The 14,643-nt window shown below is 61.3% G+C and carries 15 protein-coding genes; 6 read left to right on the top strand and 9 right to left on the bottom strand.

Going from position 1 to position 14,643, the window contains the following annotated elements:
* On the bottom strand, positions 1-1,812 hold a 1,812-nt coding region (locus AC30D9_RS28075), incomplete at its 3' end, for a DUF6531 domain-containing protein (RefSeq protein WP_490145287.1).
* Positions 1,813-1,947: 135 nt separating this feature from the next.
* Complete coding sequence (locus AC30D9_RS28070; protein WP_490145286.1) at positions 1,948-2,406, bottom strand: GNAT family N-acetyltransferase; 459 nt, start codon at positions 2,404-2,406, stop codon at positions 1,948-1,950.
* A 417-nt stretch (positions 2,407-2,823) separates the two neighbouring features.
* On the opposite strand from AC30D9_RS28070, the gene AC30D9_RS28065 reads away from it, so the two are divergent.
* From AC30D9_RS28065 to AC30D9_RS28040, 6 genes are all read left to right on the top strand, one after another.
* On the top strand, positions 2,824-3,447 hold the full coding sequence (locus AC30D9_RS28065; RefSeq protein ID WP_210641272.1) for a CDP-alcohol phosphatidyltransferase family protein: 624 nt from the start codon (positions 2,824-2,826) through the stop codon (positions 3,445-3,447).
* 11 nt (positions 3,448-3,458) lie between these two features.
* Positions 3,459-5,216 carry a bifunctional alpha/beta hydrolase/class I SAM-dependent methyltransferase gene (locus tag AC30D9_RS28060; protein WP_490145285.1) on the top strand — a complete coding sequence of 586 codons (1,758 nt, stop codon included), beginning with the start codon at positions 3,459-3,461 and terminating at the stop codon, positions 5,214-5,216.
* Positions 5,216-6,559, top strand: coding sequence for a phosphatase PAP2/dual specificity phosphatase family protein (locus tag AC30D9_RS28055; protein WP_490145284.1), 1,344 nt, complete (start codon positions 5,216-5,218; stop codon positions 6,557-6,559). The genes AC30D9_RS28060 and AC30D9_RS28055 overlap by 1 nt, the downstream gene beginning before the upstream one ends.
* The gene (locus AC30D9_RS28050) at positions 6,549-7,004 is read left to right on the top strand and encodes a hypothetical protein (RefSeq protein ID WP_490145283.1); all 456 of its coding nucleotides are present in this window, start codon (positions 6,549-6,551) and stop codon (positions 7,002-7,004) included. Before AC30D9_RS28055 ends, AC30D9_RS28050 begins: the two co-directional genes overlap by 11 nt.
* A gap of 174 nt (positions 7,005-7,178) precedes the next feature.
* The gene (locus tag AC30D9_RS28045) at positions 7,179-7,799 is read left to right on the top strand and encodes a lysophospholipid acyltransferase family protein (protein ID WP_490145282.1); all 621 of its coding nucleotides are present in this window, start codon (positions 7,179-7,181) and stop codon (positions 7,797-7,799) included.
* 1 nt (position 7,800) lies between these two features.
* On the top strand, positions 7,801-8,733 hold the full coding sequence (locus tag AC30D9_RS28040) for a phosphatidate cytidylyltransferase (protein ID WP_307575258.1): 933 nt from the start codon (positions 7,801-7,803) through the stop codon (positions 8,731-8,733).
* A 141-nt stretch (positions 8,734-8,874) separates the two neighbouring features.
* Here the strand turns inward: AC30D9_RS28040 and AC30D9_RS28035 are convergent, their stop codons facing one another.
* The 7 genes from AC30D9_RS28035 to AC30D9_RS28005 all read right to left on the bottom strand — a co-directional run bounded on the left by AC30D9_RS28035 (position 8,875) and on the right by AC30D9_RS28005 (position 14,599).
* Entirely contained in the window at positions 8,875-10,032 is a 1,158-nt protein-coding gene (locus AC30D9_RS28035) for a glutathionylspermidine synthase family protein (protein ID WP_134925995.1), read from the bottom strand.
* Positions 10,033-10,044: 12 nt separating this feature from the next.
* Positions 10,045-10,746 (bottom strand): DUF1190 domain-containing protein, encoded by a 702-nt coding sequence (locus tag AC30D9_RS28030; protein ID WP_307575260.1) that lies wholly within the window; start codon positions 10,744-10,746, stop codon positions 10,045-10,047.
* A gap of 19 nt (positions 10,747-10,765) precedes the next feature.
* Complete coding sequence (locus tag AC30D9_RS28025) at positions 10,766-11,194, bottom strand: DUF350 domain-containing protein (RefSeq protein ID WP_134925997.1); 429 nt, start codon at positions 11,192-11,194, stop codon at positions 10,766-10,768.
* A 15-nt stretch (positions 11,195-11,209) separates the two neighbouring features.
* Positions 11,210-11,872, bottom strand: coding sequence for a DUF2491 family protein (locus AC30D9_RS28020; protein ID WP_490145281.1), 663 nt, complete (start codon positions 11,870-11,872; stop codon positions 11,210-11,212).
* On the bottom strand, positions 11,859-12,893 hold the full coding sequence (locus AC30D9_RS28015) for an ion channel (protein WP_307575265.1): 1,035 nt from the start codon (positions 12,891-12,893) through the stop codon (positions 11,859-11,861). Before AC30D9_RS28015 ends, AC30D9_RS28020 begins: the two co-directional genes overlap by 14 nt.
* A 403-nt stretch (positions 12,894-13,296) precedes the next feature.
* On the bottom strand, positions 13,297-13,995 hold the full coding sequence (locus tag AC30D9_RS28010) for a PspA/IM30 family protein (protein ID WP_003185899.1): 699 nt from the start codon (positions 13,993-13,995) through the stop codon (positions 13,297-13,299).
* A 22-nt stretch (positions 13,996-14,017) separates the two neighbouring features.
* A complete protein-coding gene (locus tag AC30D9_RS28005) occupies positions 14,018-14,599 on the bottom strand; it encodes a YjfI family protein (protein WP_092258175.1) in 582 nt (193 codons plus the stop codon).
* Between the last annotated feature and the right edge of the window lie 44 nt (positions 14,600-14,643).

The following is a 14,643-nucleotide window of genomic DNA, read 5'->3' as shown; positions in this document are numbered from 1 at the left end:
GCGCTGCGCGTAGCGCAGGCGCAGGGCGCGGCCGGCGCCGTTGTCCAGGCGGCTGATGTCGCCATGGATGTTGCGCTGGACCGTCAGGCGGTTGTCGTGGCGGTCGCTGAGGGCCACCAGGTGGCCGTCGCGAAAGTGCAGGAACGCGGCGTCCGCACCGGGTTGGGCGACGATCAGTTCGTCCGGCTCGGTACCGAGGTAGATCGCCGCCCGGGCCAGGCTGTTGTGGATCGCCGGACGCTGGGCGTTGGGCAGTGGAAAGGTGGTGCGCCGGTTTTCCTGATCGACCCAGACGACCTGCTCGCCTGCGAGCTCCAGGCGATGGGCCAGGGCATGGCTCCAGCCACGCCCGAGCCCGATGTCCTGGTCGGCGGCGCTGGTGCGGTACAGACGGGTGAAGACGAACGGCAAGCGGCCATCGAGGGTGCCATCGTCGAGGGTCAGCAGTTCTTCGCCGGTGACCATCGACACCGGGCAGCCGCTGGTCTGGGTCTGGGCCGCGGTGTCGGCGCTGTCGCCGTTGGGATTTTTCGATTGGGCCGGGGCGTCGTCGTGGGGTTCGTGTTTGCTTAGCCGGGTGGCCCCTTGAGACTTTTCCCGCGCTACAGCGGCCGGATTACTGACGGACAGTGGTGCAGAGTGTTCAGGGGTGATGTGCAAAGGTCCGACAGGCGTCGGTTTTAAAGGCGCGCGTTGGCTGACCACCAACGGTTTGAGCACATCGGCATGCTGATTGAGCCGGTCGGGGGTGAGTTGGCCCAATCTCAGGCTCGACGCCAGCAACCACTCCCGGGCCCGCTCCGAGCGGACCTGGCCCAGGACCTTACCGCTCATGCGAAGACCCAGGCCCAGCCCGCCGGTCAAGCGCATCAGCAGGAAATTGATCAGCACCGAAGCGCGCAGCTCCCCAACGACTTCAGACAGGTACTGGGGTGGCAACATTCGTAGCCAACTGGCGAACGCCGCCATGTGGACGAAGAGCAACGGCTCATCGCTCAACACCATCAACCCTTTGGCGATTGCCTCGGAGGAAGCTTTCAGTAATTGATCAAGCTCGGCGCGGGTCAGGTACTCCAACAGCTTTTCGCTGTTGGCCTGCAGATCGGCCAGCAGCTCGAAAACCTGTTTAACGTCGTCCCACAGCTGATGCAGGGCGTTTTCGAAGCCGCGCCAATCGGCTCGCTGCAATACGCCGTAGCGTTCAAGAAAGCCGGCGTCGGAAAACTCTGCCCACAGCGGTTGAAATTGCTCCCACTCCGCTTTCAGCCAACCCTCGAGTTCATCGATCACGCCTTGGTAAGACGCGTACAGCGCCTTGACGTGATCGGCCGTTACATGGGGAAAAAAGGTGATGCGATAACGCTGGCCCCGCCAACACTCAGGAACTTCCAGGATGCCGCTGGGGCCGATCACGTGGTGGATCGGCTCGCCGAAGGTTTCCTGCCCCGCCGTGCCTTCGATAACCGGCTCCAGCATCACCGGTGTATCGCCGATCGGCACAAAGCGCGCCGCCTGGAACATGTGCACCAGCGTCAACGGCCCGCCCGCCGGGCAGGCCACCACCGTGGCGCTGACGGGTGTGTCCTGGTTTTTCGGCTCCGTAAGAGCCACCTCGTTACCGACCTTGAACGCTTGCTCAAGATCCAGCGCCCAACCGGCCCAGAAGCTCTCAGCCCAGGCGTCGTAGTCGTTCAGGCAGGCTCGAAAATCCTGGAAAACCGCATCGACATCCGGTTGTTCGGGGTCCATGGCCGCCACCACCAGCAAGCCAATGGTGTTGTTCAGGGCCAGGAGCTTGTCGGGGGCGAACATGCAGGAATCTCGCGGTGCGGGGACGAACGCGAGACTCTGCCGGGGATGACAGGGGAATTAAGTCAGGGGAAGGGGATAAAGGATGTAGGGCGATTCGCTAAATTTAAACGCTTGGTGTGGGAACCCCGTCGATGACTATAAACACCGCGCCATCAGCCATTGCTCTTTCCCCCAAGCCTCAAAACGCTCCAACACGTCCCAACCCAGCCTTGCGTAATAATCACGCTGGCTGTGGGTGTGCAAGAACAGGGTGATGATTCCAGCCTCCCGCGCATGGCTGCAGATGCCTTCGATCAACTGCGCCGCAAGCCCTCTGCGTCGGGCACTTGGGGCGACGAGCACGCAAGCCAGCCACGGCCCCAGCTCTGGCCGGTCCGACAGGTCATGACTGGCCAGTGAAGCACCACCGAGCAACTGGCCGTGTTCCATGGCGATCAGGCACTTCCAGCGCCCATCACGCTGCCCTGCGGCGAACTCCTGCTGCCAACTGGCGAGGGATTGCTGGGCAAATTCATAACTGAATTCACGATGGAGCCACTCGGCCATCTGGTCGCATTTATCCATGTGGTTGGCGAGCCAATCCATTTGTGGCATTTGAAGCACTCCTTATTTGTCCTGGGGAGGGTTGGGGGGTCAGCAGGCTGCTGGCCTGTTCTGGTGTGCCGCTATCGCGAGCAGGCTCGCTCCCACAGAATTTTTGTAGTTTGATCCGGAATGGACACACCACCAACCACTCCTGTGGTATCGGCCAATGTGAATCAGTTGAAACACAGAACCTGTGGGAGCGGGCTTGCTCGCGAATGCGGTAGACCAGCCACCATGGATGTTGACTGAAACCCCGCATTCGCGAGCAAGCCCGCTCCCACATTGGTTGTTTTTTGCCCAGGCAATTTCGCTTTAGATGCCTACCCGCGCTCATTCTCAAGAAATACCCGCCAGCCGACCCTCAACCTATCGTAATCTCGCACCTGTATAAGCCCCAGCCCCGCAACCGGCCGAGATCTCACCCCGATGCCCTCCATCTACCAACTCAAGCCCGCCTTCCAGAACCTGCTGCGCCCCCTGGTTCAACGCCTTTACAACAACGGCGTCACCGCCAACCAAGTCACGGTGCTCGCGGGCATCGTTTCAGTCCTGGTCGGTGCGGTGATCGCGTGGTTCGCCAGTCATCCGTGGATCTTCGTCCTGGTGCCGATCTGGATGTTCCTGCGCATGGCGTTGAATGCGGTGGATGGCATGTTGGCGCGGGAGTTTGGCCAGCAATCGCATCTGGGCGCCTACCTCAATGAGCTATGCGATATCATCGCCGACGCTGCCTTGATCCTGCCTTTTGCCCTGATTCCCGATGCCAGTCTGTTGCTCGTGTTGTTGGTCACGCTGTTGGCGTTGTTCAGCGAATACGCAGGCGTGCTGGGGGCGATGGTCGGGGCTTCGCGGCGCTATGACGGGCCGATGGGCAAGAGTGATCGCGCCTTTGTGTTGGGCGTGTTGGCGACCGGTATTGCCCTGGGTTGGCTCGGGGCGCTGTGGGTTGATGGTGTGATGGCGGTGGTTGCCGCCCTGCTGGTTTATACCTTGGTCAATCGGGTCCGTCACGGCCTGAGCCAAGTGAAGGAAAACGCTCCCTCAGCATAAAGGAACTTGCAATGCGCGAAGCCCAGGAACTGACGTTCACCACCCACGATGGCGTGGAGTTGTTCTACCGGCACTGGCCGGCTGTCAATGCCTCTGCGGGTGAACCCCGCCAGGCCGTGTTGTTGTTTCACCGCGGGCATGAACACTCCGGGCGCATTGCGCACCTGGTGGATGAGCTGGATTTGCCCGGCTTCGACTTCTTTGCCTGGGACGCACGGGGCCATGGCCAGTCGCCGGGCGCGCGCGGCGACAGCCCGAGCTTTGCCACCAGTGCGCGGGATGTGCAGACCTTCTGCGACCACATCGGCGCGACGCATCAGATCGACGAAGCGAACATCGCCGTGGTCGCGCAAAGCGTCGGGGCGGTGATCGCATCGACCTGGGTCCACGATTACGCGCCGCGCATCCGTTCGCTGGTGCTGGCGTCGCCGGCGTTCAAGGTCAAGCTCTACGTGCCGTTCGCTCGGCCGGGCCTGGCGCTGATGCGCAAGTTTCGCGGCAATTTTTTCGTCAACAGTTACGTCAAGGCGAAGTTCCTCAGCCATGACCCGGAGCGGGTGGCGTCCTACGACAGCGATCCGCTGATCACCAAGGCGATTTCGGTGAACGTGCTGCTGGGCCTGTACGAAGCCGCCGACCGCGTGGTCGCTGATGCCCAGGCGATCCAGGTGCCGACGCAGTTGTTGATCTCCGGCTCGGACTTTGTCGTGCACCGCAAACCCCAGGAACAGTTCTTCGATCGCCTGGGCAGTTTGCACAAGGAGAAGCACATCCTGCCGGGGTTCTTCCACGACACCCTCGGCGAGAAGAACCGCGCGCCGGCCATCGCCAGCGCCCGCCGCTTCATCCTGCAAAACTTCGCCCGCCCGCTGGAGCGCCCTTCCCTGCTGGACGCCGATCGCCTGGGCGTGACCTGCGCCGAAGCCGAAACCCTGGCCACGCCACTGCCGCACAATTCGCTGCGCGACCTTTACTGGCGCATGACCCGCGCCAGCATGCGCTTTGGCAGCAAGTTGTCCGCGGGTGTGAAGTTGGGCTTCGACACCGGGTTCGACTCCGGCAGTACCCTGGATTACGTCTACCGCAATCGTCCCACCGGCACCTCGGCGCTGGGCAAGATGATTGACCAGAATTACCTGAACTCCATCGGCTGGCGCGGTATTCGCCAGCGCAAAGTGCACGTCGAAGAACTGCTGCGCCTGGCCATGGGCAAGTTGCGCGAGCAGGACCGTGAGGTGCGCATCGTCGACATCGCCGCCGGGCATGGCCGCTACATCCTTGAAGCACTGCAAGGCGTCAGCCCGTTGCCGGAGTCGATCCTGCTGCGCGACTACAGCGACATCAACGTGCGCGATGGCAGTGCCTTGATCCTCGAAAAGGGCTTGGGCGATATCGCTCAGTTCGTCAAAGGCGACGCCTTTGATCGCCAGGATCTGGCGGCGCTGCAGCCAAAACCGACCCTCGCGGTGGTGTCCGGTTTGTATGAGCTGTTTGCCGATAACCAGATGGTCGGCGACTCCCTCGCCGGTCTGGCCGAAGCGGTGGAGCCTGGCGGTTTCCTGGTCTACACCGGCCAGCCGTGGCACCCGCAGCTGGAACTGATCGCCCGTGCCCTCACCAGCCACCGTGCCGGTCAGGCCTGGGTGATGCGTCGGCGTACTCAGGCGGAAATGGACCAATTGGTTGAGGCGGCAGGCTTTCGCAAGATCACCCTGCGGGTCGATGAATGGGGCATTTTCAGCGTTTCGCTGGCGCAGCGAGTGCAGTAATGAGCGCCGTCATCGCCCCGGCCCGCGAACCCGCACTGTTGAAACCGGCGGTGCTGTGGCTGCTGTTGTTGGCGCCGCTGTTCTTCAGCACCTACGGTTTCGCCACCTGGGTCACCTCCCAGCGTGACGACGTCGGCACGCTGGTGTTCGCCTGGGAAACTCACATGCCGTTCATGGCCTGGACCATCGTGCCTTACTGGTCGATCGATCTGTTGTACGGCCTGTCCCTGCTGTTGCCCACCAGCCGTGACGAACTCAAGCGCCATGCCTTGCGCCTGCTCACGGCCCAGGTGATTGCGGTCAGTTGCTTCCTGCTCTGGCCGCTGCGCTTCACCTTCCCCCGCCCGGAAATGGATGGGCTGTTCGGTTGGTTGTTCGAGGTGCTGGCGGGTTTCGACAAGCCGTTCAACCAGGCGCCGTCGCTGCACATCGCGTTGCTGGTGGTGCTGTGGGTCTGTTATCAGCGGCATCTGCAGGGGTTCTGGCGTTGGCTGATGCACGGTTGGTTTGCGCTGATTGGTGTGTCGGTGCTGACCACTTATCAACATCACTTCATTGACCTGCCCACGGGTGCGTTGGCCGGTTGGTTGTGTGTGTGGTTGTGGCCGCTGGATCGGCCGAGTCCGCTGCTGAGTGCGCGTCTGGCAACGGACCCTGCCCGATGGCGATTGGCGCTGCGTTATGGCTTGGGCGCGGCGGCGCTGTTCATCCCGGCGTTTGCCTTGGGCGGCGCGTGGCTCTGGTTGATCTGGCCGGCGGTGGCGGTGCTATTGGTGGCGCTGAATTACCTGGCGTTCGGTGCCGACGGTTTCCAGAAGCGTGTCGATGGCCGCTTGAGCCCGGCGGCGCGTTGGTTGCTGGCGCCTTATCTGGCGGCGGCGTGGATCAATTCCCGCTGGTGGACGCGCCAGCATCCGCAACCGGATCAAGTAGCGGATAACGTCTGGCTCGGGCGCATTCCCACGCCGATGGAGCTGAAGGACAGTTCGTTTAGCGGGGTGCTCGACCTTTGCGCCGAATTGTCCATGGACAGTACGAACGTCGCCTATCGCTCGTTGCCAGTGCTCGACCTGACGGCGCCGACCACCGAGCAATGCCTGAAAGCAGCGGAGGCTATCGAAAGCCTTCGTCAGCGCGGGCCGGTGCTGGTCTGCTGCGCCCTGGGCTATTCCCGTAGTGCCACGGCGGTGGTTGCCTGGTTGTTGCACAGTGGTCGGGCAGCGAACGTTGATGCGGCTATCGTGCAAATCCAGCGCGTTCGCCCGCGCATTGTCCTGCATGAGGCACATCGTCGAGCGTTGGGGCCGTTATCCACAAGCCGGGAGAATAGCCATGATCACTGATATGGAACTGCACACCGTGGCGAGTCTGTTGCGCCGCGGTCAATCGCTGGATCAGCTGTCCACCGGGCTGACGCTGCTGGCGGTGCTGCTTGGGTTGGGGCAGTGGTTGGTGGGGGTTATCGATCCCTGGTTGCTGCTGTTGAGCGCCGTACTGATCGTGCTCGGCTTGGCGGAAAAATACTGGGCGTTGCGCGTGGCGTTCGATGCCGATCTGTTTCAGCGCATGGCTGACAGCAGCCAATCCCTGGCCGAGCGCACCTACACCTTGGATCAAGCCCTCACCTCCCTGGGCCTGCAACCGGCCGAACGCGCCGGCCGTCTCTGGACCGAACGCCGGCATGGCGCGTTGTTGCTGCTGCGCCGGCAATCGCGATTATTGGCTGTACAAGTGGTCTTGGTGCTGGGCTTCATCCTGGCCAGTCCCTGGCTAGCTTCAAGTATCTAGATAGTTTTTTGTGGCGAGGGGATTTATCCCCGCTGGGCTGCGCAGCAGCCCTAAAGCAGTTAACTCAATCTTCCTGGCACACCGAGTTGCCTGGTTGGGGGCTGCTTCGCAGCCCAGCGGGGATAAATCCCCTCGCCACAGTCATGCTTATGTTTCTCAGGACAAGGAATCCTCATGTTCGAACCCGTGGTCGCCAACCTCATCACCTCCGCCGCGCGCATGGTCACTGGTGCGCGCAGCCTGTGGCTCGGCTGTGCGCCGACGCAGGTGCAGCGGATCTACTTCGCCAACCACAGCAGCCACGGTGACTTCGTATTGCTCTGGGCCTCGCTGCCGCCGGCGCTGCGTAAGCTGACCCGGCCGGTCGCCGGTGCCGACTACTGGCAGACCAGCCCGGTGCGGCGCTACATCATCAACCGGGTGTTCAACGGTGTGCTGGTGGACCGCGAGCGCAAGGATCCTTCGTACAACCCATTGCAGCCGATGCTCGAAGCTTTGGAGAGCGGCGACTCGCTGATCATTTTCCCCGAGGGCACGCGCAACCCCGACGAAGGCTTGCTGCCGTTCAAGAGTGGGATCTATCACTTGATGAAGGCTCATCCCGAGGTCGAGGTGATCCCGGTGTGGATCGCCAACCTCAACCGTGTCATGCCCAAAGGTCGGGTCTTGCCGCTGCCGCTGTTGTGCACCACCAGTTTCGGCGCGCCGCTGTGCATCGAAGAAGGTGAAAGCAAAGAGCAATTTCTTGAACGCAGCCGCGCCGCGCTGCTGGCACTGGCCCCGGAGCACGTCTGACATGGATCGATATACCCTGATGTTGTTTGGCGGGATCGGCGCGATTCTGGTGCTGGCTTCGCTGATTGGTTTCATTCTCAAACTGCGCACCAAAGGCGCGCCGAACTCGGTCATCGACAACCTCAACGCGCGGATCAACGCCTGGTGGATCATGGTGCTGGTGATCGGCATCGCGTTCTGGCTCGGCAATGCGGCGGTGATTCTGTTGTTCTACGCGGTGTCGTTCTACGCCCTGCGGGAGTTCCTGACCCTGACACCGACCCGGCGCAGCGACTATCCGGCGTTGGTGGCGGCGTTCTACCTGGCGCTGCCGCTGCAATACCTGCTGATCTATTACGACTGGTACGGGCTGTTCTCGATCTTCATCCCGGTGTATGTGTTCCTGCTGCTGCCGATCCTGGCGTCCCTGGGCGGCGACAGCACGCACTTCCTGGAGCGCGCTTCCAAGGTCCAGTGGGGGTTGATGATCGCGGTGTTCTGCATCTCCTTCGTCCCGGCCTTGCTGACGCTGGATATCGCCGGTTTTGAAGGACGCAACCTGTTGCTGATCGCTTACCTGGTGATCGTGGTGCAGCTGTCGGATGTGTTGCAGTACGTCTGCGGCAAGCTGTTCGGCAAAAACAAGATCGCGCCGAACCTGTCACCCTCAAAAACCGTGGAGGGTTTTGTCGGCGGGATTTTCCTGGCCTCGCTGATCGGTGGCGCGCTGTGGTGGATCACGCCGTTCAATCCGTGGCAGTCGTTCCTCATCGCCTTGCTGATCAACCTGCTGGGTTTTGCCGGCGGCATCGTCATGTCGGCGATCAAGCGCGACCGCGGTGTGAAGGACTGGGGACACATGATCGAAGGCCACGGTGGCATGCTCGACCGGTTGGACTCGGTGTGCTTCGCCGCGCCGATCTTCTTCCATCTGGTTCGGTACTGGTGGACCTGAAAACCTCTGCGGCGAACACCCAACCTGTGGGAGCGAGCCTGCTCGCGATAGCGGTGGATCAGCCAACATCGATGTTGACTGACATGCCCCTATCGCGAGCAGGCTCGCTCCCACAGGGGTTCAGTGCTTAGTGTCAGGCAATCAGTCGAGGATCAGATGCGGCAAGAACCGGCTTGAATCCTTGGTGATCAAGCTGTTGTCTTCCCGCACGCCAATGCCCGCCGCCTGGTCACCGATGACCCAGGAACCGATCAGCGTGTAGCTGTCGTCGAACTTCGGCAGCGGCGCGAATTCCTGGAGAATGAATGGGGCGTCGGTGTAGGGGCCGTCTTCTTTGACGATCAGGCCATCCGCGGTTTGCAGCTCGATGTTCGCGCCTTCCCGGGAAAAGAACGGCTTGCGCACCCAGCCCTTGGGCACGGCTTTGCTCGTGTCGGTATCCAGGTGAGCCGCGAGCAGGTTCGGGTGGCCTTTGTTGAATTCCCACAGCAGCGGCAGGATGCCTTTGTTGGAGATGATCGACTTCCAGGCCGGCTCGAAAAACTGCGTATCGCACTGGGCAATCGCTTCACCAAACGGCTCATGGAAGATGAACTCCCAGGCATGCAGCTTGAACAGGTGCGGAATCCAGCGCTCTTCCAGGTCGACAAAACGCCCGTCACTGTTGAGGCCGATGTCCTCGATATCGATGTGCCGCGATTCGATACCGACTTTTTCCGCGATCAGGCGCAGGTAGTCCGTGGTGCCCTTGTCCTCCACCGAGCCTTTCATCGAGGCGAAGTAAAACGGCTCCTTGAGCTGTAACTGGGCAAAGGCCTGGTGCAGCTTGGTGTCGATGCTGTTGAACTGGTCGGCATGCTTGGGCAGCAAGCCGCGCTCGATGCATTGCTCCAGCCAGCCCCACTGAAACGCCGCGGCTTCATAGAGGCTGGTCGGCGTGTCGTAGTTGAGCTCCAGCAACTTGGCCGGGCCGCTGCCGTTGTAGGAGAAATCCATGCGCCCATACAGGTGCGGGTGGCCTTCCAGCCATGAAGTGCGCACCAGGTCGAAGAACGGCGCGGGAATGCTCAGGCGCTCCAGCAGCTCTTCGCTCTGTACCACGCGAGCCACGAGGTCCATGCACATGTCATGGATCTCGGTGGTCGGGTCTTCCAGGTCGTCCTCGATCTGCCTGAGGGTGAACTGGTAGTACGCGCTTTCGTCCCAATAGGGTTCGTCGTCGATGGTGTGGAACAGAAAGCCGAGCTGCTCGGCGGTCTGTTTCCAGTCATGACGTTCGGCGCAATGGATCTTCTTCATGGCGCTGGTTCCTCAACCGCCGGAGCTGCTCGAACCGCCCCAACCGCTGCGGGCGCTGGACTTGCTGCCGAAGCCACCGCGAGACGTGGACGAAGCGACGGACATCGCCTTGCTGCTCTTGATGGTGTCGGTGTAGCTGCCGTACCGCGCCTGGTTGGACCGGGTAAAGGTCGAGCCACTGGAAACCCGCTGGCTCAGCGTCGAGGACCCGAAGTTGCCGCGATCATCGCGGTAACGGTAGACCGGCTCGGAGTAATAGCTGTTGCGGTTGCCGCTGAGCATGTTGCCGATCAGCAGCCCGGTCAGCAGGTTGCTGAAGCCCGAACCGCCGCTGTTCGCTTCCGAAGCCGGCAATTGGGCCCGGGCGGCGTCCACCTGGGATTGCGTAACCTCGCCATCGGCGCTCAGCTCGAAGCCACCCAGCTTGGGGATGAACTGGCCGGCCGAGTCCTGCTGGCACCAATCGGGGACAAAGTCTGCATCGCAATCGGCCTGGCTGGCGTACGTCGGCGCGATGCGACGATGCTCGCTCATGGCGGTCATGTAGGCGTCGGCGCAAATGTCTACCGGCAGCTTTTCATCGACGCATTGCTGCACGGACTGGAAGTTGTACTTCTTCTGCAACTTGTAGGTTTTTTCCGTTGGCCCACAGCCGGATATCGCCAGGGCGACCGACGCGGCCAGCGAAAGCTGAACGTACTTGCTTCGTTTCATCGGGTTCTCCGTGGCGCGATCAGTTCGTGGAAGGCGTCATGCACGCGGCGTTCAACATGCCGACGCTGATGGCCACGGCGGCGATGTAGATACCGGCGGCGATTTCACCGTTCTTGATACGCGCCGAAGCGCCCTTGAGCACCAGGCTGGTGACCAGGAACGCCAACAACTGGACGACAGCGGCGATCACCGTCCAGACGATGAAATCCAGCAGGCTGATCGAGTAGGCGATCACGTTGCTGGCCGGGATGGCGAAACCAATGAGGGCACCGCTCAGGGCGATGGCCGCCGCCACATTGCCCGAACGGATCAGTTCGAACTCTTTGTGCGGCGTGACATGGATGTAGATGAACTGAAACAGCGCGAACAGCACGGCGGCGCCGAGGATGTACAGGGCGAAGCCGAACACTGCGGCCTTGTTCAGGGAAATGGAGAGCGCTTCAAGCATGGACTTCTTCCTTATTCAAAGAGTGTTCAAGTCAGTGGTGTACAACGAAATACCCAGCGAAGTGCTCAGGCTGACGGTGCCTTCGGCGTCTTCTTCGACGGAGAACAGCAGGAACTCCCGGCGATCCGTCAGGCCAGTGTCGCGGGCGTACAGCATCGAGCGGTGCTCGACGCTGTAGGACTCATCCGGATTGCTCACGCGCTCGCTCAACACCACCAGTTCGGTCTGGCCCGCCTCGGTGCCCCATTCGCGGGTGTACTCGACGCCGTTGTGGGTGTAGGTCGGCAGGCCGATCAGGCTTTCGGGGCCGGCCAAACGGCGCAATTCCGCTTCACTGTTGATCGTGACGTAGCTGAGGTAGTTGAACAGGATCACCGACTCGACCTGCCCGGCGATGTCGCCGCTGGTGTGCACTTGCAGCCAGTAGTCTTCGTCGTTCATGTAACAGCGCGTCAACCAGTTCGACTGCCCGAGGTCGACGATGCCCAGGCTCCAGATCTGCTGCGAGCCCGGGATGACCACGGCGCTGTTGCCGTCGAGCAACAACTTGAGCGTGGAATCGAACATCACCTGCTTGCCGGAGGCCAGGCCCAGCGGCCCGCTGATCGGCGCGCCATGGTTAGCTGTCGTGTTCGCGTTCGGGGCCTCGAGCCCCATCAACTGTTTAAACCACCCCATGGGAAATTTCCTTGAGACGCGTGGAGGCGATGTAGAAGAGTTCTCCGCCCACGACACGCGTGGTGCCGGGCGGGTTGATCGACGGGTGTCGGGCGCCCTTGGCGCGGTAGCCGATAAGCGTAGCGTTGTGCTGCTCTTTCATCCGGTTATAGAGCTCGCCGAACGTCGCCTCGAACGCCTCGGGCAGCTTCATCAGGTACTGGGTAGCGCCTTGACCTACGCAGAGCAATTCATTGATGACCACTGACGAGCCCGGATCCTGGGAGGCACGCACCAACATTTCGATGGCCATGCTGGAGGTGCATTCCAGGCTCGGCGCGTAGGCGCTGGCGAGGGCGGCGATTTCGCTGTCATTGAAGTGAGCGACCACATGCCCGACCGGGCCCAATTGATTGACCGCCAGTACGGTGGCCAAGGTCAGGTCGTCGGAATGGGTTCGCACCAGCACGCGTTCGGCGCCAGGCACGCCGGCACGCTGCAACAGTGCGACGGAGGACAGGCTGTCGCCCTTGATGAATGAGGTCTTGCCAGGCATGGGGTTTTCTTCGAGATCGCAATCGCAGATGACGATCAGGTTGTCATTGGAGGTTTCGTCCTGCAGCAGCAATTCGATGACCCGCTCGCTGGAGGCGCCCTCCCAACCGATGAGAACCGTGTGGCCAACCTTGCCGGTGAAATCGCCTTTGCCCTTCATGCCTTTTCTCCATACATCGATGACGCTGCTGGTGGTTTTGCCGATGGCTGCCGTCAGCAGCGCGATGCCCCCGAGCATGACCCAGGTAGCCACGAACACCCGTCCCGCCGCGGTCTGTGGCGCGAGATCGCCATAGCCGACGGTGAGCGTGGTGGTGAGATAGAAGTAGGTAAACGTGGCGGCGGCGATGAGGTGTTGCTCGCCTATCAGCACCAGGCCGATCCAGGCCGTGGCCAGGTGCACGCCCAACGCAATGGCCAGGCCCGCCCAGCCGAACCGATGGAAGAAGGACGAAGCGTACGAGCGCAACAAAAGGAAAATCGACATTTCGTCCCTGACTCCGTGGGGCTTGGTTCCTGGCGAGGTAATCGCGCTGATGCCTGAGTGATCGAGTGCGGTTACCGGGCAGCATTAAACCTGCTGCGGGGCTTGGATAGAAGTGCTTGGGTGACAATAAATCCGGGATTTTTCGGGAAAACAGGACTAAGACACAAAACTTGAAGCCGAACACAAAACCTGTGCAGACAAAACCTGTGGCGAGGGGATTTATCCCCGCTGGGCTGCAAAGCAGCCCTGAAACCTGACACCTCGGTGTGTCAGCTGGGTTGAGTTTGCTGCCATTGGGGCTGCTTCGCAGCCCAGCGGGGATAAATCCCCTCGCCACAAGGTCTGTGCCTGGCCTGTGTCTGGCTTGCCTTGGCAGTTCTTCACCAAGGCAATGCCCAGCCGATCACTCAGCCGATTTTTTCTTCAAGCGTTCCAGGATCGCATTGGCGCTGCCTTCGTTCGGCGTGATGCCGGCGTCACGCAGCTTGCGCTCCAGGTCGGAGCCGGTCGAAGCCTCGGCCAGTTCGTCCTGGGCTTGCAGCTCGGCGGCGCGTTGCTGTTGTTTGGCTTGCAGGCGGTTGAGTGTACCGACGGCGGTTTCCAGCTTGCCATTGGCACCGCCACTGGCGATCGAAGCGCTGACCTGGGCCTTCTGCACGCTCTCACGGGCCTTGGCCATGTCCACTTGCTGACGCAGGCTCTTGATGCGGCTTTCGGCCTTGGTGATGTCTTTGCGCATGTTGTCCGCGTAGCCGCCGAATTCGGTCGCGTGCTTTTGCTCGGCGTCCAGTTCGTTGGTCAGGGTCGAAATGGCTTCGGCCACTTCCAGGGCAAGGTCTTCACGGTTGGCCTGGATCGCGGCCAGGGCCTTGGCTTCCAGGTCCTTGATCTTGGCGTTGTATTCGCCCACGCGATCAGTCGCCAGCTTGTGCTTGGCCATGATGGTGACCAGCTCACGCTTGGCATTGGCCAGCGCGCTGTCGGCGTCGCGAATTTCCTGGTCGAGGATGCGCAGGGCCTGTTGGTCGACGATCGATTCGCCGACTTCGTTGGCACCGCCACGCAGTGCGGTGAACAACTTGCTCCAGATGGACTGAGTCATTGGATGGTTCCTATTCGGCGAATTAAATGAAGAAGCGTTCGAAGGCTTCGCTGGCGCGCTGGACGTTGTCGACGAGGGTTTTGACCTCGGTCACGACGTTGGTCAGGCTGGAGTCGGAACTCAACGCGCCGAACATGTTGTAGACCACCTGCCCGTTGGGCATGGTCTCGATGCCGATGGACGACAGCGGGAACATTTCCCGGCTGCGCAGCACGGCGTCGTTGAATGCCGCGACGTCGCTGATCGACTCGACGTCCACCAGGACGGTATCGACGATGATCTGATCACCCACCACGGCGATGTAGATCGGCAAGCCACCGAAGTCATTCATTTCCAGCTTGATGCTGGACTCGGAGCCTTGGACGAGGGAAAGAGTGATGTCGTTCGCGACCACTTCATCCAGGGCCTGGAGGGCGCTGTAGAGGCGATCGATGTTCCAGTTATTACCTGCGCTCATGTAATTCTCCGACATGAATGAGCCAGCCAGAATCGGTTGGCGTAGCTGTTTCTCCATTTGCTTGAGCAGGCTTCGGTTTTCGGGAAGCACCCAAGTCTCGTGTTTCACATACCCGGCGGCACTCAGGCCGGCGCGCATCTGCTTCATGTAGAAGCTCGATGGTTTTTTCGCGGCGGGTTTGGAGCGCTCTC

The organism is Pseudomonas sp. DF11 (genome assembly GCF_058148565.1).
Note: the sequence above shows the minus strand (reverse complement) of the source record. Positions and strands in the feature narration are given on the sequence as shown.

Coding starts and splice junctions, on each gene's coding strand:
- AC30D9_RS28070 (WP_490145286.1), bottom strand. CDS start 2,406: ATGCCACAAATGGATTGGCTCGCCAACCACATGGATAAATGCGACCAG.
- AC30D9_RS28065 (WP_210641272.1), top strand. CDS start 2,824: ATGCCCTCCATCTACCAACTCAAGCCCGCCTTCCAGAACCTGCTGCGC.
- AC30D9_RS28060 (WP_490145285.1), top strand. CDS start 3,459: ATGCGCGAAGCCCAGGAACTGACGTTCACCACCCACGATGGCGTGGAG.
- AC30D9_RS28055 (WP_490145284.1), top strand. CDS start 5,216: ATGAGCGCCGTCATCGCCCCGGCCCGCGAACCCGCACTGTTGAAACCG.
- AC30D9_RS28050 (WP_490145283.1), top strand. CDS start 6,549: ATGATCACTGATATGGAACTGCACACCGTGGCGAGTCTGTTGCGCCGC.
- AC30D9_RS28045 (WP_490145282.1), top strand. CDS start 7,179: ATGTTCGAACCCGTGGTCGCCAACCTCATCACCTCCGCCGCGCGCATG.
- AC30D9_RS28040 (WP_307575258.1), top strand. CDS start 7,801: ATGGATCGATATACCCTGATGTTGTTTGGCGGGATCGGCGCGATTCTG.
- AC30D9_RS28035 (WP_134925995.1), bottom strand. CDS start 10,032: ATGAAGAAGATCCATTGCGCCGAACGTCATGACTGGAAACAGACCGCC.
- AC30D9_RS28030 (WP_307575260.1), bottom strand. CDS start 10,746: ATGAAACGAAGCAAGTACGTTCAGCTTTCGCTGGCCGCGTCGGTCGCC.
- AC30D9_RS28025 (WP_134925997.1), bottom strand. CDS start 11,194: ATGCTTGAAGCGCTCTCCATTTCCCTGAACAAGGCCGCAGTGTTCGGC.
- AC30D9_RS28020 (WP_490145281.1), bottom strand. CDS start 11,872: ATGGGGTGGTTTAAACAGTTGATGGGGCTCGAGGCCCCGAACGCGAAC.
- AC30D9_RS28015 (WP_307575265.1), bottom strand. CDS start 12,893: ATGTCGATTTTCCTTTTGTTGCGCTCGTACGCTTCGTCCTTCTTCCAT.
- AC30D9_RS28010 (WP_003185899.1), bottom strand. CDS start 13,995: ATGACTCAGTCCATCTGGAGCAAGTTGTTCACCGCACTGCGTGGCGGT.
- AC30D9_RS28005 (WP_092258175.1), bottom strand. CDS start 14,599: ATGAAGCAGATGCGCGCCGGCCTGAGTGCCGCCGGGTATGTGAAACAC.